This window comes from Oceanobacillus sp. FSL W7-1281 (assembly GCF_037969835.1).
GTDB classification, from domain to species: Bacteria; Bacillota; Bacilli; order Bacillales; family Amphibacillaceae; genus Oceanobacillus; species Oceanobacillus oncorhynchi.
The window spans coordinates 3,145,234-3,170,447 of the sequence record NZ_CP150214.1 but is presented as its reverse complement, the minus strand read 5'-3'; the positions used below and the strand labels follow the sequence as shown (position 1 = coordinate 3,170,447).

At 38.8% G+C, this 25,214-nt stretch carries 28 protein-coding genes and 1 pseudogene; 11 read left to right on the top strand and 18 right to left on the bottom strand.

All coding sequences use genetic code 11. From position 1 onward, the window contains the following. Positions 1-29: 29 nt before the first annotated feature. From MKX55_RS15740 to nfsA, 8 genes are all read right to left on the bottom strand, one after another. On the bottom strand, positions 30-890 hold the full coding sequence (locus MKX55_RS15740) for a DUF421 domain-containing protein (protein WP_042535326.1): 861 nt from the start codon (positions 888-890) through the stop codon (positions 30-32). 12 nt (positions 891-902) lie between these two features. After that, positions 903-1,106, bottom strand: a complete 204-nt coding sequence (locus MKX55_RS15735; RefSeq protein ID WP_339233442.1) for a hypothetical protein — start codon at positions 1,104-1,106, stop codon at positions 903-905. Positions 1,107-1,117: 11 nt separating this feature from the next. Continuing rightward, positions 1,118-1,468: a stage V sporulation protein AE gene (gene spoVAE, locus MKX55_RS15730; protein ID WP_042535322.1), complete on the bottom strand. Its 351-nt coding sequence runs from the start codon at positions 1,466-1,468 to the stop codon at positions 1,118-1,120. Further along, complete coding sequence (gene spoVAD, locus MKX55_RS15725) at positions 1,465-2,481, bottom strand: stage V sporulation protein AD (protein ID WP_042535321.1); 1,017 nt, start codon at positions 2,479-2,481, stop codon at positions 1,465-1,467. The genes spoVAE and spoVAD overlap by 4 nt, the downstream gene beginning before the upstream one ends. After that, entirely contained in the window at positions 2,481-2,960 is a 480-nt protein-coding gene (spoVAC, locus tag MKX55_RS15720; RefSeq protein ID WP_042535319.1) for a stage V sporulation protein AC, read from the bottom strand. Before spoVAC ends, spoVAD begins: the two co-directional genes overlap by 1 nt. A gap of 60 nt (positions 2,961-3,020) precedes the next feature. Beyond that, positions 3,021-3,467: a hypothetical protein gene (locus tag MKX55_RS15715; RefSeq protein WP_339233439.1), complete on the bottom strand. Its 447-nt coding sequence runs from the start codon at positions 3,465-3,467 to the stop codon at positions 3,021-3,023. An 86-nt stretch (positions 3,468-3,553) separates the two neighbouring features. Beyond that, positions 3,554-3,757 carry a DUF1657 domain-containing protein gene (locus MKX55_RS15710; RefSeq protein WP_042535315.1) on the bottom strand — a complete coding sequence of 68 codons (204 nt, stop codon included), beginning with the start codon at positions 3,755-3,757 and terminating at the stop codon, positions 3,554-3,556. A 267-nt stretch (positions 3,758-4,024) separates the two neighbouring features. Beyond that, positions 4,025-4,759: an oxygen-insensitive NADPH nitroreductase gene (gene nfsA / locus MKX55_RS15705; RefSeq protein WP_339233437.1), complete on the bottom strand. Its 735-nt coding sequence runs from the start codon at positions 4,757-4,759 to the stop codon at positions 4,025-4,027. 247 nt (positions 4,760-5,006) lie between these two features. Between nfsA and MKX55_RS15700 the strand changes: the two genes are divergently transcribed. After that, positions 5,007-5,408: a YwpF family protein gene (locus MKX55_RS15700; protein ID WP_339233435.1), complete on the top strand. Its 402-nt coding sequence runs from the start codon at positions 5,007-5,009 to the stop codon at positions 5,406-5,408. A 187-nt stretch (positions 5,409-5,595) separates the two neighbouring features. Beyond that, positions 5,596-6,960, top strand: coding sequence for a TrkH family potassium uptake protein (locus MKX55_RS15695; RefSeq protein WP_339233433.1), 1,365 nt, complete (start codon positions 5,596-5,598; stop codon positions 6,958-6,960). A gap of 72 nt (positions 6,961-7,032) precedes the next feature. On the opposite strand, the pseudogene MKX55_RS15690 reads toward MKX55_RS15695, so the two are convergent. The 3 genes and pseudogenes from MKX55_RS15690 to MKX55_RS15680 all read right to left on the bottom strand — a co-directional run. Further along, a pseudogene (locus MKX55_RS15690) lies at positions 7,033-7,113 on the bottom strand (YjcZ family sporulation protein); the annotation flags it as partial. A 494-nt stretch (positions 7,114-7,607) separates the two neighbouring features. Then, positions 7,608-8,132, bottom strand: coding sequence for a signal peptidase I (gene lepB, locus MKX55_RS15685; RefSeq protein WP_281422719.1), 525 nt, complete (start codon positions 8,130-8,132; stop codon positions 7,608-7,610). Between the two features lie 118 nt (positions 8,133-8,250). Beyond that, positions 8,251-9,408, bottom strand: coding sequence for an aminotransferase A (locus MKX55_RS15680; protein WP_339238547.1), 1,158 nt, complete (start codon positions 9,406-9,408; stop codon positions 8,251-8,253). A 116-nt stretch (positions 9,409-9,524) separates the two neighbouring features. Between MKX55_RS15680 and MKX55_RS15675 the strand changes: the two genes are divergently transcribed. Together MKX55_RS15675 and MKX55_RS15670 are read left to right on the top strand one after the other, a co-directional pair. Continuing rightward, entirely contained in the window at positions 9,525-9,689 is a 165-nt protein-coding gene (locus MKX55_RS15675) for an FbpB family small basic protein (protein WP_084613003.1), read from the top strand. 179 nt (positions 9,690-9,868) lie between these two features. Further along, positions 9,869-10,192 (top strand): hypothetical protein, encoded by a 324-nt coding sequence (locus MKX55_RS15670; RefSeq protein WP_339178495.1) that lies wholly within the window; start codon positions 9,869-9,871, stop codon positions 10,190-10,192. A gap of 89 nt (positions 10,193-10,281) precedes the next feature. Here MKX55_RS15670 and MKX55_RS15665 read toward each other — a convergent pair whose 3' ends face one another. The 3 genes from MKX55_RS15665 to MKX55_RS15655 form a co-directional block, all read right to left on the bottom strand. Further along, positions 10,282-10,752: a YkyB family protein gene (locus tag MKX55_RS15665; RefSeq protein ID WP_339178493.1), complete on the bottom strand. Its 471-nt coding sequence runs from the start codon at positions 10,750-10,752 to the stop codon at positions 10,282-10,284. Between the two features lie 339 nt (positions 10,753-11,091). After that, positions 11,092-11,664 carry an SCO family protein gene (locus MKX55_RS15660; RefSeq protein ID WP_339178491.1) on the bottom strand — a complete coding sequence of 191 codons (573 nt, stop codon included), beginning with the start codon at positions 11,662-11,664 and terminating at the stop codon, positions 11,092-11,094. 259 nt (positions 11,665-11,923) lie between these two features. Then, on the bottom strand, positions 11,924-12,772 hold the full coding sequence (locus MKX55_RS15655) for a metallophosphoesterase (RefSeq protein WP_339233432.1): 849 nt from the start codon (positions 12,770-12,772) through the stop codon (positions 11,924-11,926). Positions 12,773-13,276: 504 nt separating this feature from the next. On the opposite strand from MKX55_RS15655, the gene cbpB reads away from it, so the two are divergent. The 7 genes from cbpB to MKX55_RS15620 all read left to right on the top strand — a co-directional run bounded on the left by cbpB (position 13,277) and on the right by MKX55_RS15620 (position 21,206). Further along, positions 13,277-13,726, top strand: coding sequence for a cyclic-di-AMP-binding protein CbpB (gene cbpB, locus MKX55_RS15650; RefSeq protein ID WP_042535293.1), 450 nt, complete (start codon positions 13,277-13,279; stop codon positions 13,724-13,726). Between the two features lie 424 nt (positions 13,727-14,150). After that, positions 14,151-14,858, top strand: a complete 708-nt coding sequence (dapD, locus tag MKX55_RS15645) for a 2,3,4,5-tetrahydropyridine-2,6-dicarboxylate N-acetyltransferase (protein ID WP_175297074.1) — start codon at positions 14,151-14,153, stop codon at positions 14,856-14,858. 16 nt (positions 14,859-14,874) lie between these two features. Continuing rightward, complete coding sequence (locus MKX55_RS15640; RefSeq protein ID WP_339233431.1) at positions 14,875-15,993, top strand: N-acetyldiaminopimelate deacetylase; 1,119 nt, start codon at positions 14,875-14,877, stop codon at positions 15,991-15,993. Between the two features lie 153 nt (positions 15,994-16,146). Then, positions 16,147-16,587 (top strand): TlpA family protein disulfide reductase, encoded by a 441-nt coding sequence (locus MKX55_RS15635; protein ID WP_339178485.1) that lies wholly within the window; start codon positions 16,147-16,149, stop codon positions 16,585-16,587. A gap of 223 nt (positions 16,588-16,810) precedes the next feature. Next, positions 16,811-18,559 carry an ABC transporter ATP-binding protein gene (locus MKX55_RS15630; RefSeq protein WP_339233430.1) on the top strand — a complete coding sequence of 583 codons (1,749 nt, stop codon included), beginning with the start codon at positions 16,811-16,813 and terminating at the stop codon, positions 18,557-18,559. 114 nt (positions 18,560-18,673) lie between these two features. After that, positions 18,674-20,404, top strand: coding sequence for an ABC transporter ATP-binding protein (locus MKX55_RS15625; RefSeq protein WP_339238545.1), 1,731 nt, complete (start codon positions 18,674-18,676; stop codon positions 20,402-20,404). A 139-nt stretch (positions 20,405-20,543) separates the two neighbouring features. After that, positions 20,544-21,206 (top strand): TrkA family potassium uptake protein, encoded by a 663-nt coding sequence (locus tag MKX55_RS15620; protein WP_339233428.1) that lies wholly within the window; start codon positions 20,544-20,546, stop codon positions 21,204-21,206. 72 nt (positions 21,207-21,278) lie between these two features. On the opposite strand, the gene MKX55_RS15615 is transcribed toward MKX55_RS15620, so the two are convergent. The 4 genes from MKX55_RS15615 to def form a co-directional block, all read right to left on the bottom strand. Then, positions 21,279-21,902: a methyltransferase gene (locus MKX55_RS15615; protein ID WP_339178477.1), complete on the bottom strand. Its 624-nt coding sequence runs from the start codon at positions 21,900-21,902 to the stop codon at positions 21,279-21,281. Between the two features lie 96 nt (positions 21,903-21,998). Continuing rightward, on the bottom strand, positions 21,999-23,666 hold the full coding sequence (gene rnjA, locus MKX55_RS15610; protein WP_339178475.1) for a ribonuclease J1: 1,668 nt from the start codon (positions 23,664-23,666) through the stop codon (positions 21,999-22,001). A 2-nt stretch (positions 23,667-23,668) separates the two neighbouring features. Then, positions 23,669-23,878, bottom strand: a complete 210-nt coding sequence (locus tag MKX55_RS15605) for a DNA-directed RNA polymerase subunit epsilon (protein ID WP_339178473.1) — start codon at positions 23,876-23,878, stop codon at positions 23,669-23,671. A 451-nt stretch (positions 23,879-24,329) separates the two neighbouring features. Further along, positions 24,330-24,881 (bottom strand): peptide deformylase, encoded by a 552-nt coding sequence (gene def, locus MKX55_RS15600; RefSeq protein WP_339233427.1) that lies wholly within the window; start codon positions 24,879-24,881, stop codon positions 24,330-24,332. Between the last annotated feature and the right edge of the window lie 333 nt (positions 24,882-25,214).

Genomic DNA, 25,214 nt, shown 5'->3' with positions numbered 1-25,214 from the left:
CAAAGGAAAAGCAAGCATTAGAACGATATTTATGATTTTAAATAGGGCTCCATCCGGTTGACCGCTTCTTGCATCCGTTTTTGGTTCCGGTCATATACTTCCTTGGATGCAGGGTTATCAGTAGCTAAAGCAAACAGCTCTAAATCTGCTTGGCATTTTTTCATGCTGGCTAATAACAGAGCAGATTGTGCCGGCTCAGGAACGGTGATATGGTCGTCATAGAGATCAAGAAATAATTGTCCCTGATGGTCTACTTGACCGAGAAACACATTATCTATGGTAACATTTTGTTTTTCTAACTCTGCTTCCAGCCACGTCGGGTTTAAGGAAGCATTAGCCAGAGGCTCCAGCAGTATATTGCCGTCAGCAATAACCGTTTGCGGTTCTTTTGCTGGTGCTGGAGTGATATTTAAGTCTTTTAAAGTGATGGGCTGGTTTTCCTTTTTAGGCAAAACATTTAATTCCCCAGTCGGCTCTAATACGGCAAATTCAACATCGGAAACGAGGAATTGATTATTGTTTCGAAGCTTTTCCAATAAATCATCGGTAGAATAGCCTTCTTTTTTTAAGTTTTCCTCCATAATTTTTCCATTTTGTATAAAAACAGTACTTTTCCCATCCGTGAAATCTCGCATCCGTTTGCTTTTTAATGATAACTTTTCAATGGTGAAGGCAGCAATAAACCATACAAACATCGCTAATAATGCATAATAAAAGCTATTATACGGATCCACTGTATGGAAGGCGGCAATTCCTCCGAGTACGATTCCCGAAATGGTTTCAAATATATTGAGCTGCGATAATTGCTTTGCGCCCAGCCACTTTACAAAGAAAAATAAGACGGTGATTAAAATAATGGAGCGAATAATAATGGATATCCATTCAGGCATGATTTTCCCTCCTTATGACTTATATTGCGGTTCTTGTTTGTCGATATGAATAACCTGCTGGTGTATATCATGGCGTGTTTCTTTGATTAGCTGCGAAGCTTCTCCAATCGCGGCTTTTAAATCCTGTTCCATGGAAGCGGCGTATAATAAATCTAATCCTGCTTCAATGGATTTTAATGTAGCGTAGCACGTCTTTACCTGTGATCCTACTGTCATAAAACATCTTCCTATCCTTTTGGTTTGAATATCATGGCGCCGATGACACCGAATATAATGGCTGCTGAAATACCAGCACTTGTAACCTCAAACATTCCAGTTACGACACCGATTAATCCGTGTTTATCCGCTTCCTGCATAGCTCCATGAACTAAAGAGTTCCCAAAGCTTGTGATAGGAACGGTAGCGCCTGCTCCTGCAAAATCAATAAGCGGTTCATACCAGCCGAGTCCATCCAAAATCGCTCCAGCAATAACCAGAATAGATAATGTATGTGCAGGAGATAGCTTAAATACATCAAACATAATTTGTCCGATAACGCAGATAAGTCCTCCTATTACAAATGCCCAGAAAAAAATCATAGATGTTCACCTCTTGCTTCGATTGACACTGCATGTGCAATACATGGGATAGGAGCTTTCTGCTGAATGCTCAAGGTTGAATGCAAAGACCCGGTTGCCACCACAAGAATTCGTTGTAAATTCCCTTTGATGACTTCTTGAAGGTAATGGCCATATGTCACGATAGCAGAGCATGCTGCACCACTGCCTCCAGCAAGAACTGGCTGATCTTCGCGGTAAATTGTAATCCCGCAATCCACATATTTTTCTGATTCAATCGGAATATTTCTGTCACGCAATAAATCAAAAGAAACCTCTCTGCCCACATGCCCCAGGTCGCCAGTGATGATTAGATCATAATAAGACGGATCTATCTGCAGGTCCCGTAGATGTGCTTCAATCGTATCAGCAGCAGCGATAGCCATCGCGCCCCCCATATTAAATGGATCTGTCATCCCCATATCAGCTACTTTTCCAATCGTCGCCGAAGTAACAGCCGGTCCTGTTCCGTTCTGAGCAACAAGCGCACAACCGGCTCCGGTAACTGTCCACTGGGAGGTTGGAGGTTTTTGTCCGCCGTATTCTGTCGGATAGCGAAATTGTTTTTCTGTCGCTGCGTTATGACTGGAAGCGGCACAAAGAATATAATTTGCTCCCTTTGCATTTATAATAGAAGCTGCAAGTGCCAGGCTTTCCATTGAGGTAGCACAAGCGCTGAAAGCTCCCAAAAAAGGAATGCTGCTTGTACTTGCTGCAAAGCTGGTCGGTGTCATTTGATTGATTAAGTCGCCGGCAATCAAAAATTCAATATTTTCTTTTTCGATGCGGGCTTTTTTTAATGTAGTCTGTATCGCTTCCTCCAGCATTTTTTGCTGGGCTTTTTCCCAGGAATCCTGATTGAGCCACATATCCTCATGAAGCGTATCGAATGCCTCGGGGATGTTCCCTTTTGCTTCAAATGGTCCGCCGATTGTTCCTGTAGAAAGAATAGCCGGCCGATTTTCAAAAATCCAGGATTGATGTCCTTTCAGCATTAGAATCCCCCCCATTGCGTAAGTATGGTTTTAATAATGGCTACGACAAATGCAGAAAAAACACCATAAACAATTACCGGGCCGGCAAGTTTAAGCATATTGCTGCCCACGCCGAGAATAAAGCCTTCAGAACGATATTCGATTGCTGAAGAAATAACGGCATTACCAAACCCTGTCACCGGCACTGCAGATCCCGCTCCGGCAACCTGTGCAATACGGTCATAGACCCCAAATCCGGTTAACAGCATTGTAATAAAAATTAATGTAGCAATCGTCGGATTTCCAGCTGTTTTCTCTGTGAAATTAAATTGATAAATATAGAAAGTAGAGATGAGCTGTCCGATGAAACAGATAAATCCGCCTATAAGAAAAGCTTTGATGCAGTTTTTAAAGACAGGCCGTTTGGTTTCCCGCTTTTGTTGAAAAGCCTGGTAGCGCTGTTGATTTGGCTGTAGCTTTTGTTTCTTTTTATCTCCCATGGAAAGCACTCCTTTTCAGGTTAATACACGAAAGAAATGAAGATAGCTCGTCATCAAATATCAAGTCTGTTCCTTGGACAGATGGATGATTTCCTTCATTTTTTTCTTGATTTCTTCTTTTGTTAATGTTTGATTATCCATTTTTTCTTCCAGCTTTGCTGTTTCCAGGATGATCTTTTTATCCGTCGATAATTCTATTGTAAAATCAGGAAAGGCCTGTTCGAGTTCTTTTTGATAGGCTTCCGTTTTATCTTGCAGCGAAAAACGCTCATGATGAGGAATTTCGATAGTGACGAGCATTGTATCCTCTGTATTTACTGCGTGAACAGCAGTAATATCATCTTTATCAATCAGCAATTCCTTTGCCTGTGTTGCGGGATCCTGAGAGGAATTGGTGGATAAATGCTTTATATTTGGATTTTCTGAATAAGAAGATTCATTCTGATGATTACATCCGGCTAAAAAAAGAATAAAGAGGAGCAGCAGGGCCATTTTTTTATTTCGCATATATTCACATCCTGTTCTGTAACGAAATATGTAGGGCGGAGGACCAGACAGTCCCCCTGTTTTCCTGTATTTGCTGACATATCTTATTACTGTTTGTATTGAGGCTCTTCCTGCGTAATTTGTTGCATCCTCGGTTCTAATTGGTCTAAAATACCCTGTGTTTGTTGTGCTGCATTTTTATATAGCTGTTTTGCTTGTTTATTATCTGTTTGAAGAGCAAATTGCTCCAGACTCGCCTGAGCACTTTTTAAACCTGCTACAGTTTGTTGAACTTGTGTGCCTACTGTCATCTTCCTCACTCCTTTTCATATCTTGCACTTATTATTTTGATGAAATAATTATATTTTATGCTTGTAAACAATTTCCAAAACCTATATGGACAGGAAAGCAGAAAGCAATGAAGACGTGTAAAAGCAGGTGACGGGAGGGAAAGTAAATAACAGGAATCGTGTTGACGTTGGAAGGATAATGAACGTAAACATAAAAAAACGACAGGTACCTGTCGTTTTTAACATATATCGCAACAGATGGAAGCTTATCCAAATGTTAAATTTTATTTATTGTTTGTTTAAGTTTTTTGATTTTACAAAAGGTCCTACATCCATGCGTGTTGGTTTTTTATATTTTTGGCTCATTTGTTCTGTCCATGTTTCCTGTTTGTTATTCGAATTTCGCGATTCATAATAATCTTTCATAGTCTGATCGTATTCCTGAATAAAGTGTTTTTGTTTGTCAAAAGGAATATACTGATTTTCGTGATAAATTGCCGGAAACGGCAAACGTGGTTTGATATCTGGTATTTCTGCCGGGTAGCCAATCGCCAGGCCGAACAATGGAACCACATGATCCGGTAATTCCAGAACATCGTTGAAAGCCTGAATATCATTACGAAGGCTTCCTAAGAAACAGATTCCCAGTCCCAATGATTCAGCAGAAACGACAGCATTTTGAGCAGCTAAAGCGGCATCGATTGTTCCTACTATAAATTGTTCAGTGCTTTCCAGATTTTCGGTATGTTCGATTCCATCCAGTTGTTCAAGACGGTGCAAATCCGCACAAAAAATAAGCAGATGACCATTTTTCTTTACATGCTTATGTCCCGAAATGTCGTAGAGTTTTTCCTTGAGGTCCTGGTCCGATACACCGATGATACTGTAGGCCATCACATTACTGGAGGTGGAGGCACGTTGTGCACTTTCTACAATTGTTCTTATTTGAACGTTGTTTAAGGGTTTATCTGAAAATTTTCGAATAGAGCGATGATTCATTAATGTTTCAATGACTTGATTCATACGGGTTCCTCCTCTTCGTCTATACTGTTCCATAAGTTATTATAATGATTTATTTTGAAGACAATACTCGATAGTAAGTGTATCATGGGATTTACATCGGTTCCAAGAAACTTGCTCTTATACAATGAATGGCGTAAAGAAATTATGTTATTATAAAGGCAATATAAATCTTTATAATAACATGGGCAGCAACCGGCGGGTGAGAACAGTAAAAACCAAAAGATACATATACTGGAGGGCGATGTGTTTGAAAACATTTAAACTGCGTAAATTAGTTGTTTTAGATTATGATAAAGGATTAGAAGGAACAGAAGTGGAGCTGATTGACGGTCTCATTATTAATCGGGAAGATGATTATGATACATGGTTGATTGAAGGATTTATTAATCGTAATTACTGGAATTATTTTGAGGATAAAAAACATGAAGAACTGATGGTGCAAGCAACCATTACAAAAGAGAGCAATGAACCTGCTTCATTTATAACAAAGATGACAGAGATGCATGAAATCGGAGAACAAATGAATGTAATGCTGATGGGGAAAATTATTGATAAACAAAAGAAAGATGTGGAGCAGCTATTAACTGCGCTTGTAGAGGATGGTTATGAGGGAGAGGAGTTAATTCAAAAATTCAAAGAAATCTATTAGAGGATGTTCACAAAATCCAATAAAAAATGATATGTCAGGAAAAGGAGCTTCTCCCAAGAAGATCCGCGACGTGCGGGCAGCGCAGAAATCATCGCAACACGATGTGCTCTGATCCGACTGGTCCTTTTAAGCGTACTGTTTAAACATGTGCAAACAGTATTCACATGATAAGAAGAAGGGAAAAACAATGAATAAAGAACGAAAAAAATTTGAGACGCCCATCCGGCGTTCTCCATTTCAAATGCTATTGATTTATTATATGGCTGCGATAGCGTTATCGACTATATTGCTATCTTTACCTGTTTCGCATAAGTCCGGTATTGATATTCCTTTTATCGATATCGTTTTTACAGCTGTCAGTGCGATTAGTGTAACGGGATTAAGTACTATTTCCATTGCGGATTCATTGAGTACCACAGGAATTATTTTTTTAGCTCTGATGATGCAGATTGGAGCAGTAGGGATTATGGCAATTGGTACGATACTCTGGGTGATTTTAGGGAAACGGATAGGCTTTAAAGAAAGAAGCATGATTATGACCGACCAGAATCAAACGCATTTTAACGGCATGGTACAGTTAATCAAGAATATTATATTCTTGCTGCTGGCGGTTGAAGCAGTTTTCTTTATTATATTAGGCGTCTATTTTATGAGGTATTATGATTCCTTAGGAGAAGCATTTCTGCAAGGTTTTTTCATGGTTATCAGTTCGGTGACAAATGGAGGTTTTGATATTACGGGGCATTCCATGATTCCTTTTCAATCTGATTATTTTGTTCAAATAATCAGTATGGTGCTTATTATCATTGGTGCTATCGGGTATCCGGTCATCATAGAGATAAAGGAATATCTTTTGCATAAAAGAAAGTTAAAAAACCAATTTCATTTTAGTTTGTTTACGAAGCTGACGTCAGTAACTTTTTTTAGCTTGGTTTTGGTTGGTGCGATTGGAATTTATTTGTTTGATATAAATGGATTTTTTAAAGGTGTTGCCTGGCATGAATCCTTTTTTTATGCGTTGTTTCAGTCTGTTACCACAAGAAGCGGCGGATTGGCAACAATGGACTTAACTTTATTATCAGATACCAATCATTTATTTATGTCTGCATGGATGTTTATTGGGGCATCTCCAAGCAGTGCCGGAGGAGGAATCCGTACAACGACCTTTGCGCTGGTTCTGATTTTTCTATTTACGTTTATCCGTGGCGGAAGAAGTGTTAAAATTTTTCACAGAGAGGTCTACGAGGTAGATTTAAATAAAGCGGTGACCGTAACTTTTTTTGCAATAATGGTTGTATTTTCTTCTGTTATGATACTTAGTTATTTAGAGCCGTATTCATTAGATGCGCTTATTTTTGAAGTTACTTCTGCTTTCGGAACAGTGGGGTTATCCCTGGGGGTTACAGATGACTTAACCACATTCAGTAAAATAATATTGATGATATTAATGTTTATTGGACGGGTCGGTATTCTCACGTTCCTTTTAGTATTCCGTCGTAAAAAAGATCCTGCGAAATTTAATTACCCGAAGGAAAGAATGATTATTGGGTAAAGGGCATTAAGAAAAGAATAGTTAGTATGTAAAATAAAATGGCCTGTGCCTTTAGCACAAGCCATTTTGTGTTTAGCAGTAAAATGCAGCTCCTACGATGATTAGTAAAATGAAAAGAACAACAATCAACGCAAAGCCGTTTCCGTAGCCGCCACCATAGCCGCCACCGTAACCGTAGCCGCCACCATATCCATAGCCCATGCTTTTCACCTCCTGAACTTACAGTATTACTGTATGCAGATAGATAAAATGTGTATAGACGTTTGCCCTAGTTTTTTAACAGCAGCGTTCTGATACTTCCTCTGTTATTGTTTCAGCAGGCTTTATAAAAGACAGGAGATTTATAAAGCAAATAATAAAGAATACAGGAATTACTTAGCAAACAGTATGCAATTACATTTTCTCCTTTATTTTATGTAGAGATATTGATAAAATGGAATTATATAAGTGAAATGAGTAAATCATATTTTGTACATAAGCGAAGGGAGTGCTTCATGATGGAAATGCTTTTCGGTGTGGTTTGTTTTGCGATTCTTGTTTTGAATATTGGTTACTGCGTAATGGATAGAGAGTAGTCTTTCCGTCATTATAAAAGCAGAATGCTGTTTCTATTTTCTTGAAGAAAATAAGAATCCAGTGTTCTGCTTTTAGTCTATCCAGCCAAATTCGTTGAAGGGATAAATAATTAATTCAGATTTGCCGATGATATCATCTCGTGGAATAAACCCAAGTCCATTGCGGCTGTCTTTACTGATCAGTCGATTGTCTCCCATGACAAAATAATTATTTTCAGGAATTTCTAACGGACCGAAATTATTGGTTTGTGCAATGACTTCATCGCTTAAAAAATGCTGCTGATAGGCCTGACCATCGATATATAATTGACTGTTTTCAATTTCTATCGTTTCTCCGGGCATCCCGATAATACGTTTTACATAGTTTTTTGGCGGCTGATGGATGATGACCACATCGCCCCTGCCAGGGTCATCTATTGTGTAAACAATTTTATTGAAAATGACACGCTCTCCATCCTGAAGAGTGGGATACATACTTTCTCCTTCTACAATAGAAGTGGCAAAAATAAATGTTCTGAGAAAAAAAGCAAGCATTATCGTAATAATAATTGCCTTCAGCCAGCCTACCCATTCTTTTTTTTGATTGGTATTTTCCACTAACTCATCTCCAAAACGTGCATAGTCTCCTTTTATCGTAGCATGTTTACGCGATTTTGCGCAAACATGCCAGTGGAAACAATTGAAAAATATATTGCAGAAGAGAAATAATTTCCGTTTACTTTTTATTTAACAGGTATGCTTCTAATCGATCTAATCCTTCTTTTAAAATGTCCTCGTGATAGGCATAGCTTAGACGCATATAGCCTTCGCCGTCTTTAGAGAAGCTGCTTCCTGGAACAAGAGCGACTCTGGCGTCCCGGACCAGGGAGAGCCCTAAATCAAATGAACTCATATCATTTAATGCCAGCTTTGGAAAAATATAAAATGCACCCTGCGGCTGCTCAACCTCCAGCCCCATGCCTGTCAAACGTTCATATACATAATCCCTGCGTTTTTTAAACACTTCTTTTATATGTGCTGTGTGCTCCTGATAAGTAGTCAGTGCTTCTAAAGCAGCGTATTGGCTGATGGAAGCAGCACAGGATACATTGTATTGATGAACCTTCAACATTTGCTCTGATATCCATTCAGGAGCAAGGGTGTATCCGATACGGAAGCCTGTCATGGAGTGTGATTTAGATACACCGTTAATAACGATGGTTTGATTTTTTAAATCGGAAATCGAAGCAATCGATGTATGGGCAAAATCAAAAACAATCTCACTGTAGATTTCATCGGATAAAATAAATATTTCTTTCCCTTTAATCACTCCGGCAAGAGCTTCTAATTCTTCTTTAGAATAGGCTGCACCAGTCGGGTTAGAAGGGGAAGGAAGAACAATACATTTGGTATTTTCATTGATAGCCTCTGCCAATGCTTCCGGAGTAAACTTAAACCCGGTATTAGTTGTATCTACATGAACCGGCTTGGCACCAGCGAGCGTAATCAGCGGTTCATAGCCGGGGTAAATAGGACTTGGCAAAATCACTTCATCCCCAGGTATAAGGATGGTCCGGAAAGTAATATCAATTGCCTCAGACGCTCCAGAGGTAACAATAATTTCCGATTCCGGCTGATAAGTCAGCTCATAATTTGTCTTGTAATAGGTATGTATGGCTTTTCGTAACTTCCAGATTCCTTGATTCGGCGTGTACGTTGTAAAGTTATTCTCAATCGCCTGAATTCCTGCATTTTTTACATTATCCGGAGTATGGAAATCTGGCTGTCCGATTGTTAAAGAAACGACGTCCTTTTCATCAGAGACCAGATTAAAGAATTTACGGATTCCCGATATTTCAATATTTTTTACATTGTTATTTATTAAATGCTTCAACATAATCACCTACGCTTAAAAAGTAAAATTTTCATTAAATGTTCAAATAATTTGGATTAATACGAATGAAATTGGGTATAATAAAAATATAGAATAAAATAAAAGGAGAATACAATATGCGACCAAGATCTCTTAATTTCGAACAACTTGTTGACATGAATAGACAGGAATTATTAAACGATGAGAAAAGTATATCACAAATTGAAGAGAAGTTAGACAAGAAACAAGAAGCTTTTTTATTGAATCATAAAAAGAATAAAAATGAATTAACCGCTGAGTAGGAGAAATCCTTGCTAAAGCGGTTTTTTATTGGAGAGGGGAAAGGTTATAAAAAAACGATTCCGAAGCAGCCCTGTTCTTATTGTTCATCTTCATCAAATAAGGGATTTTACTGCCGTATAAAATCGTTTCAACATGACGAAACTGAATAGCAGCGAAATCAGAAAGAAAAGGTGAGAACATGCTGCTGTCAGGGATAGTATCTATCGGAAATATTGGAATTAATATTGCTTATGTTTATGTCATTATGATGCTGTTATGCAGTACAGCTGTGTACTATCTGACGAAAAAAATATACCAATGGGCAATTAGAAAGCAAATGATGCGCTTTCTGGCATATATCGGCGCAAGCATCATTGTGATCAGTTTAGCGATTATAACAGCTGTCATTCAGGAAAGGGATGCTTGGCACTTTCTAAGGACTACTATGCAAAGCCTCGCTTTTTTAGGCATCTGCTTAGCTGTTTTTCCATTATTGCATCAATTTTTACTGAAAAGAAAATAATCCTCGGCAAACGTTATTTTCTTTTTAATACGGCAATAAAATGTTTAGATACGAAAAATGGGCCAAAGATGAGTGTCTGGCTGGCTTCCTTATTTCTTTTTAGAGCGGGCAGGAGGCCAATCCATTTTTCCTAACGAAGAAGGTACGTAATAGCTGGAGCGATGTTTTTTGGCAGGGGTCGATTTTGGTTTTTCCTGCTTCCAGTTAATATACTGACAAATAAGCCGTTTTGCTTGAGATAAAGACATTTTTACAGGCGGGTTGCGATAGCTTTGATCTAATGCACCCAGATGCTTCAGATGTTTTAAATCCTCTTTGGCAGGAGGGATATGGAAGCAATAGTCTCCAACCTTAATAAGCACTGTAGAATGTTGGTTGCTAAGCTTAGGGTGGTCAGAAAAATGCAACCCTTTTTTAGAAGCTTTTTTCTCTTTTAATAATTTTTCGATGGCTTGTTTTTTTAATTGATACAGCTGCTTCGGGTCAGGAGCCGTTTTTGCATGCTTATTAATAACAAATAAAGCCTGCGCCAGCTTTTGAACCTCAACGTCATGTTTCATTTTTAGTCTCTCCCTTTAAAAAAGGATTCAATCAATCTATATTTAATTAATACTCTAACTTAAAATTTATGGAATTTCAATACTATATCGAAAAAATACGAACAAATGCACTTATTTTGTGCCGGCTGAAAAAATAAAAGCTTGGATAATGCTTGCACCAGCAAGGTTTACGCACATAAGCACGTGCTGAGAAAAATATACTGTGGATGATTAGGAAGGCATGATAGTATTGCCGAATTCAGGGAAGAAAAAAAGACCCCGGCTAAGGTCTTTTTCAGATGAGCAAGAAGAGATATCATTTTAGTGCCGTGGAAATGCTTTATTGAAATATCGCGCTCTCTAATTTACTTTTTTTAAGTCATCAAGAATTGCATCCATGTTATCAAATTCCACCCCATCATAATTTTTGACAACTTCGCCTTCCGGGCTGACTAAAAAGAAAGATGTCCCGTGGAGAACCTGATCATCTCCCTCTGCCGGAGCTTGAACAAGGTTTTTAAAATGCTTAATGGAAAATTCGCGGATTGTTTCAAAATCATAACCAGTGACGAAAGACCAGTTATCGAAATTCACATCATAGTTGGAAGCATAATCCTTTAATACCTCAGGGGTATCGAAATCTGGGTCTACGCTAAAAGAAACAATCTGTGCATCGATGCCTTCCTCTTCCATCATGGTTTGCAGGTGAGCCATATTATATGTCATCGGCATACAAACGGTGGTACAGTTTGTAAAGATAAAATCAGCAATCCACCATTCTCCTTTTAAATCGTCAAGCGAGAGCTGTTCTTCATCTTGTGTCGTATACTCAAACTCCGGGACCTGTTCTGACATGGTTGTTTCAATAGCGTAACCCTGTCCGCAGCCTGCTAATATGAAAAATAAACCGATAAGTAATAAATAATGTCTCATATCATTAAACCCTTTCCTACTGTAACTTATGTTCATTATAGCATTGGGGAAAATGTTGAAAAAGACTCTCATATGAAGGAATTATGACATTTTAAACCGGGCTGTCCGGATATCTTACTCCCGATAACATTTTACTGCAATCCAATTCTTTTAAGTTGGAAGATAATCGAGCCCTGTAAATTTGATTCCGCAGTCGTTGCTGCAGAAGAAAACCGAGGTTTTCCCATGAAGAAACAAAACATTTCTGCAGGTTAAAGCATTAATTTGGATGTAATGTAAATACATGCAGCTCCGGTTTGCAGAAGAATCGATAAGGTAAACGGGTGGTTCCAATCCCGCTGTTCACGTATAATGTCAATCTATCTGAAACACTATATTTCCCTTGTACATATTTTTCTGCGTATGCCGGCGTATATAAATCGCCAATAAAAGGTAACCGGACCTGTCCTCCATGGCTATGACCTGATAATTGAATATCTACAGGATAATCCTTCACCATATCGGCAAGGTCAGGCTCGTGCGCAAGAAGAATGGTAAAATCAGAAGCTGTCTGATTTCTTAACGATTGACTGACATCCGGATTCCCAAGCATTGCATCATCCAGTCCTGCAAGCAGAAAGGAAGCATCCTTACGATGGATACGGGAGGCATTGTTTTGGAGCAAGGTAAAATCAGCTGCTTCAAAGGTTTCGTATAAAATATCCGTTCCATAGCCCCCATGATCATGATTTCCATAAATCCAAAACTTTCCTTCAGGCGCCTCCAGCTGCTGTAATATGCGGATGAGACTGTCGTCCCAGTGATAATTATTAGGCTCATCTACTAAATCCCCTGTAAATAAAATCAAGTCGGGTTCCAGATTATTAATTTTCGTAACAAGCGTTTCGAGTTGCTCTAAGCTATAATGAAAACCTAAATGGGTATCGGAAAATTGCACAATTTTAAACTGGTTAAAAGCGTTGGGGATTTGTGGAGATGTAATTGATTCTTCTGTGATTTTCAGGAGAGAAGGTTCTATCTCACGAGCATAAAAATACGTTCCTCCGCTCAAACCAAATAATGTTAATAAGCTTCCTAAAGACCTTTTTAAAAATGTTCTGCGATTCATTGTATAATTTCCTTTCTGCATATAAACCAATATGGAAATTATAGCACGGATAGAAGCTTTTTTTCATTTGGCAAATAGGTAAAGTTTTATACTTTCTTATTTAAAATACAGCAAAACCATTCTTTCTGCTTTTAAAGGCCTGATTTACCGCGTTTTATTCGGATATAATTCTTCTGCAGAAATACGTAAAGGCACTTTTTTTAGGAGCAATATTCTTCCAAATGAGGAATCTGCTGATACAATCACTGGGAGAGAACCGCAGAAGTATGTTAAACTAAGAGTGTGTGTATAACGAATAATTAAGTAATATACTTTAAGGTGGCGGTTTATGGGCTATTATCCTTATAGATAACACCCGTGAACTTTTATGATGAAGATAGAGCAGGTATCGCAGAAACGTTTTGGAAGGAGACGTATGTACCGGGTTACTTTCATAGCATTTCTAATAAGTTAAAAGCATCTTTGAATTTCAATCGTCTTTATATGAAGAAGGGGGTAAATAAGGTGAGTACAACGCAAGATAAACAATTGTCAGATATGAAAATCAGTGAAGTCCTTATACCTGCTGAAAAGGTAGCGCATGTCCAGCTCAATAATCCTTTAGAACATGCCTTGCTGGTATTAATGAAATCCGGCTATGCAGCAGTGCCTGTACTTGATGCAACCTATAAATTTGCCGGGATTATCGGAAAAACCGTTATCCTGAATGAGGTACTCGGAATTGAAAGCTTTGAAATGGAACGCTTATCAGAAATCCGGGTAATGGACGCCATGGCTGCAAATGTACCGACCTTAACCAGAGAAAACAGTTTACTAGACGGGCTGAATGCTTCCATTGACCATCCATTTGTATGTATAGTAGACAAAGATGGTTATTTTGATGGTATTTTAACAAGGAGAGCTATATTGAAGCAAGTAAAAAAAGATATTTATATGAACGCATATAAAAAATAATAACAATGTCTCCATGACGTGGAAGAGCGATAGTTTATTCTGCTTCATGGGGATTTTTTTACACGTTAGGAAAGTATATAAAAAATGCTGAATATAGCTGCTCCAACGGGTTGCATGGGGGGCGAGCAATCTTAGCCCCAGAAATTCACTACGCTTTCCGTAGCGGTCGATTAACCTGACAACATTGAGACCTGCGATTACTCGGTCTATTAAAACCGTTGCTGCGCTTACTCGTCCCATCGGAGACCATTGCGCTTACTCCTCCCGTCAAAACCGCCGAAGCGGACATCTCCTTAGCAAGAACACCGATATTTTAAAGAACATGTGATGCTCTTGGTTTTTCTTACAGTAATATTAGTTGCCGATGAAGGTAGCGTCTGCTAAAGTAAGAAGAAGATTATAGAAAATGGAGGAGTAGTTGATTATGGATGCAAATGAAATTATACAATTTATTTCTAATAGTAAGAAAAGTACCCCTGTAAAAGTATACGTGAAGGGAGACTTGGACAAGCTTCCTGAACAAAACGAAATAAAGGCATTTGTTGATGCGAAAAGCGGTACATTATTTGGAGAATGGAAAGCAGTAGAGCAATTCTTAAAAGATAATGAAGCTGTTATCGAAGATTATGTTATTGAAAATGATCGCCGTAATTCTGCTATCCCAATGCTGGATTTAAAAAATATCAATGCACGTATCGAGCCGGGTGCGATTATTCGTGACCAGGTAGAAATCGGCGATGGTGTTGTAATCATGATGGGCGCATCAATTAATATTGGTGCTGTTATCGGTGAAGGAACGATGATTGATATGAATGCAGTTCTTGGCGGAAGAGCTACTGTAGGAAAGAACTGTCATATCGGCGCAGGCACTGTCCTTGCCGGCGTAATTGAGCCGCCTTCTGCTAAACCAGTTATCGTAGAAGATGATGTGGTAATTGGCGCAAATGTTGTTGTCCTTGAAGGGATTACGATTGGAAAAGGCTCTATTGTTGCAGCAGGTTCTATTGTTACCAAGGATGTAGAACCGAACACATTAGTCGGCGGCACACCTGCACGTGTTTTAAAAGAAATTGATGAGCAGACAAAATCGAAAACAGAAATCAAACAAGAGCTTCGTAAATTAGATAATTAAGGCAGATGAAAACTTTATGACAGCAATTGATTTGCAAACGATCCGCAGGGAACTGCATCAGATTCCTGAATTAGGTTTCAGAGAGGAAAAGACGCAGAAGTACCTGCTCGCAAAAATTCAAGAAATGGCGACAGATCGTGTTGAAGTGAAAACATGGCGGACCGGTATTTTGGTACATGTATCTGGAACCAATCCAACAAAGCGGATTGGTTTTCGGTCTGATATCGACGGGCTCCCCATTTTGGAAGATACAGGCTTCGACTTTGCTTCAACGCATAAGGGACAAATGCATGCGTGCGGACATGATTTCCATATGACCATTGCTTTGGCAGCACTCAACAGGCTGATTGAACAGCCTGTAAAGGATGATGTGCTATTTATTTTTCAGCCGGCTGAAGAAGGTCCGGGCGGTGCAAAGCCGATGATTGCATCAGAAGAATTTCTCGCCTGGAAACCAGATACAATTTTCGCACTGCATATTGCTCCAGAGCTGCCAGTTGGTCAGGTATCCTCTAAACCTGGACTTTTATTTGCTAATACGAGTGAGCTGTTCCTGGATTTTAAAGGACTTGGCGGCCATGCTGCCTATCCGCATTTAGCGAAGGATATGACCGTTGCAGCGAGTAATTTTGTTGTGCAGGCTCAGCAAATTGTCTCGAGAAGGTTAAATCCGTTAGATGGTTCCGTCGTTACGATTGGAAAAATGGAGAGCGGATTTGTTCAGAATGCCATAGCGGAGACAGCCCGTTTGGAAGGAACCATTCGAACGACAGAAGCTTCCTCCATCATATTGGTGAAGGAAGAGCTGGAGAAGCTGATCAAAGGATTTGAAATAGCCTATGATTGCCAGATAGATGTCGATTATGGAGCGAATTATTACCAAGTAGTAAATGAAGAAAAATATGTGGAGCTCTTTAAAACGTCTCTGGAAAACACAGACATTACCTATGTCGAGGCTTCTGCGGCAATGACTGGAGAGGATTTTGGAGATATGCTAAAAGAGATTCCAGGATTTATGTTCTGGCTTGGGGTAAATTCTCCATATGGACTGCATCATGCGAAGCTAAACCCGGATGAAGCTGCGCTTTCTGTAGGCGCGGAAGCTGTAGAAACCTATATCCGCTCCATGGGTTAGTGGGTGACAGGCATATTATGGTTTAATAAAAAAGATTTTCTCTTGTGATGGGAGAAAATCTTTTTTATATGCTCTATTCTTCTAAAATCAAATGCATACATCTTCCTCCTTCATCATATATCAGTTAAAGAGAAAATAGGAAGGAGTGACCTCATGCAAATTTATGATAACCTCCCTGATTTATCTAAATTCAAACCATTGCCCGGAAGTAATCAATCCCTGTTATTTTCTAGCGGAAAACCGATTCTTGTTATCTTTTGGTCTGTTAGCTGCTCATCCTGCGGTTATTTCTTGCAAAAGCTGGCTTCTATTCCTCCAATCAAATCCCAAAAAGTGATTACCATATTGATTCATACATATTTAGAGGGCGAACAAATCAGCCTGCCTGAAATAAAAAATAAACTAAATCAGCTGCATATTGATGCTGTATATTTAGATGATGTAACCGGACAATTGGATGATATATTTCAGTTCCGTTATGTACCTGCCTTATACTTATTTGATAAACAGGAAAAGCTGCGGTTCAAACAAATTGGAAAAACTTCTACAAGTTTGGTAGAACAGCGTTTGAGACGATTAATCAATACAAAATAAATAAAATATATAGACTCTATTCTTTCCGGGATGGAGTTTTTTTGTGCGCAAAAGGAGAAGGATGTGGATAGTTTCAAAATATTTCATGGATAGAAATCACGCAACAAAAGCTGTCCTAAAAAATTTATCAAAAATTTTCAAAAAAATTTCACAAAACAGTAGAAATTTATTTCGGAAACCGTTATATTAGTTATTACGGATTAGTGGAAAGGGGGAATTAATTTTGAATACCTTTAAAAAACTGAAGCATTTCTATTGGCCTTATAAAAAGTATTTTATTTGGTCGATTATCTGTATGCTTATCGTTACCAGTATTACGGTTGTTTATCCGATTATCCTGCAAATTACAATCGATGAAGTAGTTGCTGAACAGAGATATGGACTGATTCCTTATATCTGTGGTGTATTCTTAGGGTTAATGATGGTAAAGGGTATATCTACTTTTTTCTTTCAGTACCTGGGTGATTTATTTGGAATGACCTCTGTGTATAAGCTGCGTGAATCATTATACGATAAGCTGCAGGCGCTGGCGTTTAAATATTATGATAATGCCAAAACAGGGGATATTATGTCCCGGCTGACTGCAGATGTCGAAGGATTTCGTTTCTTTCTTTCTGTAGGTTTTGCAGAATTGATTCGCGTTGTGTCGTTGATGCTGATAAGTATTTCAGTTATGTTTTATTATTCTATTCCTCTAGCACTTATAACAATGGCGGCGATGCCGTTTCTGGCATTTGTTGTTTATAAATTTGATAAGCAGGTTCATCCGGCCTTTCGAAGTATCAGACGCTCCTTTGGAAAGTTAAATACAAGAGTGCAAGAAAATATAAGCGGGATGAATACGGTTAAATCATTATCAAGAGAAGACTTTGAGATTGGCAGATTTTCTGAAAGTAATGATAATTACCGCCAAAAATATTTGTTTACATCAGGTTTATGGGCAAAGTATTTCCCGGTGATGGAATTTATCGGAAATGTCAGTGCCGTTGTTTTATTAGCGTTCGGCGGTTTTTTTGTCATAAATGGATCCATGACGACCGGACAATTAATGGCTTTTTTCAGTTTAGTCTGGTTTATCATGGGGCCGCTTATGAACTTAGGATTTATTATTAATCAATTTTCACAGGCAAAAGCATCTGGAGAGCGGCTGCTGGAGATTCTTGAAGCGCCTGAAGATATTGAAGAAAAGGCTGATGCGATGGATGCTGATATTCAGGGTCATGTCACCTTTAAGGATGTCATATTAACATATATCGAAGAAGATGATGAAGCATTAAAACATGTCAGCTTCGATGCTCCGCCGGGCAAAACGATTGGATTGATCGGCGCAACGGGGGCAGGAAAAACAAGTATTACCCAGCTGCTTACGCGGTTTTATGAACCGGAGGAGGGGGAAGTTTTAATCGACGGACGTCCTGTTTCAGACTATAAGCTGAAAAGTCTCCGCAGCCAGATCGGTTTTGTTCTGCAGGAGCCGTTCCTGTTTTCCACAACCATTAAAGAAAATATTTCTTATGGTACACCAGGAATCCAGGAAGAAGATATTGTTGCAGCGGCAAAAATGGCGCAAGCGCATGATTTTATCATGGAGCTTCCAAAAGGATATGACACGCTTCTGGGAGAAAGAGGAATGGGGCTGTCCGGGGGACAGAAACAGCGGATAGCTATAGCCAGAGCCATTTGTATCGATCCGAGTATTCTTGTATTAGATGATGCAACGTCTGCTGTTGATATGCAGACGGAGCATAAGATTCAGAAGGCATTGCGGGAAGTGATGAAGAACAGAACATCCTTTATTATTGCGCACCGTATTTCCTCTTTAAAGCATGCGGATGAAATTTTAGTGCTGGAAGACGGGGAAATCGTTGAACGGGGCACCCATGACTTCTTGTTGAAAAATAAAGGTCCTTATGAGCGTATTTATAATATCCAATATCAAGACCGCGAAGAGATTATGAGTGTGGTCAATTAAGGGAGGCGGCATATATTGGCTAAAGCAAAAGAAACAAAAAAGCAAAGTAATCAACTGGAGCGATTTCACTATACAATAGACCAGACAATTGAAAAGCCGTTTAACTGGGAACAGATGTGGAGATTGCTTCAGTTCTTAAAGCCTTACTCCAAAACATATTTGCCCGGTGCGATTATTGCGATGATGATTGCTACAGCTGTCCGATTATCTATACCGATTCTGATCGGAAAGGTAGCTGTGGATGTGGCGATTGCCCAGAATGATGGAAATCTGTTAGTTTATCTTGTTGCAGGGATTGCTATTCTTTATATTATCAGTTTTATCGCCAATCGATTCCGGATCAAATGGGTAAATATTCTGGGGCAGAATGTGATCTATGATTTAAGGCAAAAGCTATTTTCCCATGTACAGAGACTGTCACATCGGTTTTTCGATAACCGCTCGGCAGGATCTATCCTTGTCCGGATTTTAAATGATATTAATTCTTTGCAGGAACTGTTTACCAATGGAATTATTAACCTGTTAATGGATATTTTAATGTTGAGCGGAATTATTATTATCCTGTTTATAATGAGCCCGCCTCTGGCGCTGGCGGTGGTAATCGTCATTCCTCTGATGTTTATTATATCAACTGCGTTAAGAAGGAAAATTAGAAGAGCATGGCAGCTGGTCCGCCTGCAGCAATCGAAAATGAATTCACATTTAAATGAAGGACTGCAGGGAATGCGTATTACCCAATCCTTCTCTCAAGAAAAAGAGAATGCGGAATTCTTTGATGGTGTAAACTCAGGATTCTTTAACAGCTCCCGTGATGCAGCGAAGAAAAGTGCTTTTTTTCGTCCGCTTGTAGATATCTGTGACGCAGCCGGAACCATTATATTAATCGCTTTTGGCTCTTACTTAATTTTGAACGGAACGATTGAATTAGGGACGTTTATTTCCTTTGCATTCTTCTTAGGAATGTTTTGGGAGCCGATTTCCAGGCTGGGGCAGATGTATAATCAGCTGCTGATGGCAATGGCCTCCTCCGAGCGTATTTTTGAATTTTTGGATGAACAGCCTAATGTGGAAGAAAAAGAAGGCGCATATCAATTTGAAAAGATGGATGGTCAAATTGAATTTGATGACGTTGAATTTGCTTATAATGCAGACCGGCTAGCGTTAAAAAAGATTTCTTTGAAGATGGAGGCCGGGCAGACGATTGCCTTGGTTGGCCATACGGGAAGCGGGAAGTCTACCATTGCTAACCTGATCAGCCGTTTCTACGACCCTACATCAGGAGCAGTAAAAGTGGACGGACATGATCTGCAGGATGTGACGTTAGACAGCTTAAGACAGCGTATTAGTGTTGTTCTTCAAGATACGTTTATCTTTTCTGGAACAATTATGGAAAATATCCGCTTCGGCAGACCGGACGCGAAGGATGAAGAAGTAAAGGAAGCGGCAAAGGTTGTCGGAGCAGACAGTTTTATCAGCCGGTTAGCCAATGGTTACGAGACAGAAGTGGAAGAGCGGGGGAATATTCTATCAGCCGGTGAAAGACAATTATTATCCTTCGCAAGGGCGCTTTTGGCAAATCCGAGCATCATAATTCTGGATGAAGCTACAGCAAGTATTGATACCGAATCGGAAGTGAAGATTCAAAAGGCGTTGAAACGTTTATTAAAAGGAAGAACGTCGATTATAATTGCCCATCGTCTGTCTACGATTCGAGAAGCAGACTGCATCTATGTTCTGGAGCAGGGAGAGGTTTTAGAATATGGAAATCATCAGGAATTAATGCAGCTGCACGGGAAATATTATGAACTTGTTAAATCACAGTTCACGATGCTGGATGCTATATAAAATAAAACGAAAGGAGCAGCTGAAATTTTGGCTGTTCTTTTTTTCTTTTATCGCAGTGCAACAGAAAGTAAAAATCCCCGCTGAATAATATTTTACATTATGTTAATATATAGGAATGAAAGACTGGAGGTTCCTTGTTATGAAAAAAGATTTTGCAGTAATTGGTCTTGGCAGATTTGGCGGAAGCATTTGTAAAGAACTAAGCGATAAAGGAATGCACGTTCTCGCAATTGATTCGGATGAGACGAAGGTCAATGAATATAAAAATATTGCTTATCATGCTGTCGGGCTTGATGCGACAGATGAAGATGCCCTGAAAGAGATAGGGATTACCAATTTTGATCATGTTATCGTAGCTATCGGAGAAAATATCCAGGCAAGTATTCTGGCCGCAGTTATCTTGACTGATTTAGAAATAAGAAGAATCACGGTGAAGGCACAGAATGACTATCATGAAAAAATCCTGAATCGGATTGGCATTCATCATGTCGTCCATCCGGAAAGGGATATGGGCAAGCGGCTGGCACATAGCTTTATATCCAATAATATTTTAGAGTATCTGGAGCTATCCAACGAGCACAGTATCGTAGAGGTTATCGCAGGCAAGAAAATGATTGGTAAAAATTTAATTACACTGGATGTCCGGGCAAAGTTCGGATGCAATATTGTTGCGATAAAAAGAGGATCAGAAATTGATGTATCCCCAGAAGCAGATCAGCCTCTCCATGAAGGAGATATACTTATTGTGATTGGGGCAGATCAGGATATTAACCGGTTTGAAAAAGCATTTATTTTTGATTAACTATAAATGCGCCCTCTTTAAAAGACCCTTCACGTTGAATATCATCGTGAAAGGGTCTTTTCCAATTGTCAGCTAAAGCCGCTCATTGCCAAAGCGGTAGATAAGAAGACGCTCGTCTGGATTCAGCCAGTATGCTTTTAGTTTTATTTCCTGCAATAATTCAAAAGGGCTGTCATATTCAAGGAATTGAATATATGTATCATGAGGATAATAGAGAATAATATCTACCACCCTCGGGGCCTCTTCAACTGATTTCAAAATATTAGAGGTTATACGCTTAAAAATTTGTACAGAAAAAGGATTGAAAAAATAAAAATGATTATCTTTTGCACGAATCTTATATTCCTCTGCTAAGCAGCAAATAAATTGAATATCGGTCTGTTTGTTCTCGGCATTTATTGATTGTGTATATGTTTGTAAGTTATGCTGGGCATTGTTAAAAAAATGCATGTCCATTTCTATGCCAGTCACTGATATCTGCTGAAAAAAATCAAGGTAAAAGGCTAAACGTCCTTTTCCGCATCCAAAATCAATGACAGTGCCTTGTTTATCAAGCGTATAATTTTTTGTTAATTTTTCCAAAGCGCTGTATGGAGTCGGCTCATAAGGATTGTAATGATGTGACTCAGGATAGATTGTTTTCTTATCCTCGGTGGTATGAATATGCAACAGCTTATCATAATATTTATCCTTCATAAACAAGTACCTCTTTCTGGACAGCAATGCCGTCCATTTTAAAGAAAAGCTCCATTCTCCAAAAATAACTTTTCAGGAGAATGGAGCTTCTGTTCTTTATATTTCCATAATGATTGGTAAAACCATTGGACGACGTTTCGTTTTTTCATATAAGAATGGAGCAATCGTATCTGTAATTTCATTTTTAATTTCAGACCATTGTGTTGTACGACGTTCCATTACTTTTTCTAAATGCTTAGCGACAAGTTTTTGTGCATCGTTGATAAGGTCTTCTGATTCACGCATATAGACAAAACCGCGAGAAATAATATCTGGACCTGATTCAATTTTAAATTCTTTCATGTTGATACTTACAACAACAATAACTAAGCCTTCTTCAGAGAGAATTCTGCGGTCTCTAAGAACAATATTCCCGATATCGCCAATTCCGCTACCATCTACATAGATAGAGCCGGACGGGATTTTACCTGCAATTGCAGCTTGTTCTTTTCCAAGGGCCAGTACATCCCCATTGTCCATGATGAAGGAATGATTTTCTTGGACCCCGCAGGCTTCAGCCAATTTCATATGTTCGATCAACATACGATACTCTCCATGAATCGGCATAAAGAATTTCGGTCTAATCAATCGAAGCATAAGTTTTTGTTCTTCTTGACTTCCGTGACCAGAAGTATGAATATTATTCAGTTTTCCATGAATAACGTCTGCTCCTGCACGGTATAATTTATTGATTGTTCTGCTTACGCTGACAGTGTTTCCCGGGATTGGTGATGATGAAAATACAACGGTATCTCCAGGAATAAGCTGAATTTGCCGGTGTGTTCCATTAGCAATACGGGAAAGTGCTGCCATGGTTTCGCCTTGTGAACCAGTACAGAGGATCGTCACTTCATTTGCCGGAAGACGATTGATTTGGTTCCCCTCAATAAACGTATCCTTAGGTGCCTGAATGTATCCCAGCTCCTGTCCGATGTTTATTGCAGATTCCATACTTCTTCCAAAGACAGCAACTTTACGGTTATGCCTCACGGACGCTTCAACTACTTGCTGGAGGCGATAAATATTAGACGCAAACGTAGCAAAAATCAGTCTGCCATCAACACGGCTGAATATATCCTGGATGCTTTCGCCAACGACACTTTCTGACATTGTAAAACCAGGTACTTCACTATTTGTACTATCGGATAGGAGGCATAGTACCCCTTCTTCGCCAATTTGAGCCATTTTTGCAAGGTTTGCCGGTTCACCGACTGGCGTGAAATCAAATTTGAAATCGCCGGTATGAACGATATTTCCAGGCGGTGTTTTGACAACAATCCCAAAAGCATCTGGAATACTGTGTGTAACACGGAAAAAGCTAACGGAAGTTTTACGGAATTTAATCACATCATCTTCTTGAATAGGAATTAGCTTGGTACTGCGTAATAAACCATGTTCTTCTAATTTATTACGGATTAACCCAAGCGCTAATTTTCCAGCATAAATTGGCACATTAATTTGTTTTAATAAGAATGGGATTCCACCAATATGATCTTCGTGACCATGTGTAACAAAAAGACCTTTGATTTTATCTTGATTTTGAACAAGATAGGTGTAATCCGGAATTACATAATCAATACCAAGAAGGTCATCCTCAGGGAATTTAATTCCTGAATCGATAAGGATAATCTCATCCTGAAATTGAACTGCATACGTATTTTTGCCGATTTCCCCAAGTCCGCCCAGGGCAAATACAGCAGTCTGATCATTTTTTACAAACTTCATTCTTATACGTTCTCCACTTCAAAATTGCCAGTACTTTTTTCGTATTCGAGATGTGCCTCATCTAATACTTGAATGTACTCAATGTTAATATTGCGGTCACTAATTTTTGTTCTTGCTTCTCTTACGGATTCAGCTTCTACATAGAGGCTCTCCGTACGTTCTCTTACAGGCACTTCTTCACGTGATGCCTGATATAATACTTTAAAAATCATTTCATCTCTCCTTTAAAATTTAAAAACTTTATTTAGTCAGGGTTATTCTTTAGATGTGTTATATTCCGTTATAAAAGGTAAGTTTCCGTCAGCTCACCTGAAAAATGGCTTTTCTAATTAAGAATGATATTCTTATCTGGCTGTTTATTATTTATTAGTAGTTGGTACGCGTCCCTCTTTGCCTAGTAAATCCTTCAAACGTTTTTTTAGTTTCTCTTTAAGACGTTTCAGCATAAGGACTCACTTCTCCTTCCGATAATATAGAAAAGCAAATTTAACCCTCTACCGTCCAATCCTCTTATCTATAGTATAGTACGAAATTGGAAAGAATTAAATAAAAAACGATAAATAATAAAAAATATTCCTTTGTTCGTGTTTGCTAAACTATTTTTATCATCGTCTAAATCAGCAATTTTATACAGTTTGAAAAGAATTTTCCGGGAGCGCTAAATTAACTGATTTCAATGGAATTATCCGGAATGGCAAAAGGATTGTTCCCGTTGATCCGGTCAAAAAACATAATACCGTTTGTATGATCGATTTCGTGTTGAAAAACAATAGCCGGATAATCTTTTAAACGTAATTTAACTGGATTATCATTTATATCTGTTGCTGTTATAGTAATACGAGCGTGTCTTGGGACATATCCTTCTATAACACGGTCAACAGATAAGCAGCCCTCTCCATTTTGCAAGTATGCCTGCTCTACAGAGTGACTGATGATTTTAGGGTTGGCCAGTCCCATACTGTATTTTTTTCCTTTGCTGTCTTCGAAATGCAGTGCAATCAATTGTTTTTCAATGCCAAGCTGAGGGGCAGCCAGACCTACTCCGGCTCTTAAATTATATTTTTCAGCTATTTCATCATCTTGACTGTTTTTTAAGAATTGAAGCATATCTTCTAATAATTGTTTGTTTTCCGCAGACAGCGGAACATCTACCTTATCGGCTTTTTTTGTTAAAGAAGGATGTCCTTCCCTGACAATATCTTTCATTGTTATCATGTTTACGACTCCTTTATATCTGTTTATTTACGTTATAGAGGATGTTCAAAAGGTCTCTGAATAACAAGCGGCAAACTCTTTTATTGACTTGGCTTTTCCCTGGCGAAGCGATTACTCGACACATTGAAAATCGTTTGTTCCTTTTGAACACGTTAGCTTAAATTAGAAAATAATGTGAGACAAGTCTGTTGCTTATCATAACACATAAATTTAAACATGGATGATATTTCATATTATAAAATAGGAGGGGAGGATGTAAAAGGTTTTGCTCTAGTCTTTCCTGAACTTCGCATCATATGTTACAATTTTAGTCGTATATAGTTTAAAAAACGG

Coding starts and splice junctions, on each gene's coding strand:
- MKX55_RS15670 (WP_339178495.1), top strand. CDS start 9,869: ATGCTGCTGTCAGGGATAGTATCTATCGGAAATATTGGAATTAATATT.
- MKX55_RS15615 (WP_339178477.1), bottom strand. CDS start 21,902: ATGAAGGATAAATATTATGATAAGCTGTTGCATATTCATACCACCGAG.
- spoVAC (WP_042535319.1), bottom strand. CDS start 2,960: ATGGGAGATAAAAAGAAACAAAAGCTACAGCCAAATCAACAGCGCTAC.
- MKX55_RS15665 (WP_339178493.1), bottom strand. CDS start 10,752: ATGAAACATGACGTTGAGGTTCAAAAGCTGGCGCAGGCTTTATTTGTT.
- spoVAD (WP_042535321.1), bottom strand. CDS start 2,481: ATGCTGAAAGGACATCAATCCTGGATTTTTGAAAATCGGCCGGCTATT.
- MKX55_RS15620 (WP_339233428.1), top strand. CDS start 20,544: ATGAAAAAAGATTTTGCAGTAATTGGTCTTGGCAGATTTGGCGGAAGC.
- MKX55_RS15655 (WP_339233432.1), bottom strand. CDS start 12,772: ATGAATCGCAGAACATTTTTAAAAAGGTCTTTAGGAAGCTTATTAACA.
- MKX55_RS15675 (WP_084613003.1), top strand. CDS start 9,525: ATGCGACCAAGATCTCTTAATTTCGAACAACTTGTTGACATGAATAGA.
- MKX55_RS15715 (WP_339233439.1), bottom strand. CDS start 3,467: ATGCGAAATAAAAAAATGGCCCTGCTGCTCCTCTTTATTCTTTTTTTA.
- MKX55_RS15735 (WP_339233442.1), bottom strand. CDS start 1,106: ATGACAGTAGGATCACAGGTAAAGACGTGCTACGCTACATTAAAATCC.
- MKX55_RS15635 (WP_339178485.1), top strand. CDS start 16,147: ATGCAAATTTATGATAACCTCCCTGATTTATCTAAATTCAAACCATTG.
- nfsA (WP_339233437.1), bottom strand. CDS start 4,759: ATGAATCAAGTCATTGAAACATTAATGAATCATCGCTCTATTCGAAAA.
- rnjA (WP_339178475.1), bottom strand. CDS start 23,666: ATGAAGTTTGTAAAAAATGATCAGACTGCTGTATTTGCCCTGGGCGGA.
- def (WP_339233427.1), bottom strand. CDS start 24,881: ATGATAACAATGAAAGATATTGTCAGGGAAGGACATCCTTCTTTAACA.
- spoVAE (WP_042535322.1), bottom strand. CDS start 1,468: ATGATTTTTTTCTGGGCATTTGTAATAGGAGGACTTATCTGCGTTATC.
- MKX55_RS15640 (WP_339233431.1), top strand. CDS start 14,875: ATGACAGCAATTGATTTGCAAACGATCCGCAGGGAACTGCATCAGATT.
- MKX55_RS15710 (WP_042535315.1), bottom strand. CDS start 3,757: ATGACAGTAGGCACACAAGTTCAACAAACTGTAGCAGGTTTAAAAAGT.
- MKX55_RS15740 (WP_042535326.1), bottom strand. CDS start 890: ATGCCTGAATGGATATCCATTATTATTCGCTCCATTATTTTAATCACC.
- dapD (WP_175297074.1), top strand. CDS start 14,151: ATGGATGCAAATGAAATTATACAATTTATTTCTAATAGTAAGAAAAGT.
- MKX55_RS15625 (WP_339238545.1), top strand. CDS start 18,674: ATGTGGAGATTGCTTCAGTTCTTAAAGCCTTACTCCAAAACATATTTG.
- MKX55_RS15660 (WP_339178491.1), bottom strand. CDS start 11,664: ATGAGACATTATTTATTACTTATCGGTTTATTTTTCATATTAGCAGGC.
- MKX55_RS15605 (WP_339178473.1), bottom strand. CDS start 23,878: ATGATTTTTAAAGTATTATATCAGGCATCACGTGAAGAAGTGCCTGTA.
- MKX55_RS15695 (WP_339233433.1), top strand. CDS start 5,596: ATGAATAAAGAACGAAAAAAATTTGAGACGCCCATCCGGCGTTCTCCA.